The sequence below is a fragment of the Nocardia sp. NPDC058058 genome (assembly GCF_042885355.1).
GTDB lineage: Bacteria > Actinomycetota > Actinomycetes > Mycobacteriales > Mycobacteriaceae > Nocardia.
Genome location: NZ_JBHVSA010000043.1, coordinates 1 through 668, shown reverse-complemented (window position 1 = coordinate 668; position 668 = coordinate 1). Strand labels below are relative to the sequence as shown.

The 668-nt window shown below is 74.9% G+C and carries 1 protein-coding gene; it reads right to left on the bottom strand.

Annotated elements, in window-relative coordinates:
- Positions 1–144: 144 nt before the first annotated feature.
- The coding region (locus ACFVUS_RS44030) for an FAD-dependent monooxygenase (protein WP_387781558.1) at positions 145–668 on the bottom strand (524 nt) is incomplete at its 5' end.

The window sequence follows — 668 nt, the reverse complement described above, 5'->3', positions numbered from 1 at the left end:
GGGTTGCCACCACCCGTCGCATGGGCAGCCTGGTCGCTGCTGTCGATCGGGCCACGACGGCTCCTTCGCACCATGGCGACGTCGCTGTTGTCGAAGACGCGTACGGCGTTCCGCATCGCCGTGCGCGGAGCGCCGCAGCCGGGGTCAGGCGAGGCCGAGGGTTGTGGCGTGGGTGGTCAGGCCCGTGGTTGTGGTGCCGGCCCAGGCTGTGTAGCCGTCGGGGCGGATGAGGAAGATGCCCCGGCCGTAGGCCTCGTACGGGGGGATGCGGAGCGTGCGGACCGTGGCGAGGGTCGGCAGGGGGGTGTCGGTGCCGACCGTGAGGAGGGTCCAGTGCGGGCCGCGGAAGGCGTCGAAGAGGCGGCGGCCGGCGTGGGGGCCGTCCGGGGCGCGGTCGCCGGCGTGGAGTGCGTCCGGCGGCAGGCCCTCGCGGGTCTCCACGGTGAGCGAGGAGGCGCGGTAGCCCAGGCCGAGCTGGTGGGTGGCCGCGCCGCGGCGGACCTCGCCGCGGTGCACCCGCGTGGTCAGCCCCAGCATCGCGGCGGCGTTGGGCAGGCGTTCCTCCTCGTAGGTGTCGAGCAGGGACGGGTCGGCCCCGCCGCGCAGGACCGCGCCCAGCTTCCAGCCCAGGTTGTACGCGTCCTGGACGCTGGTGTTGAGGCCCTGGC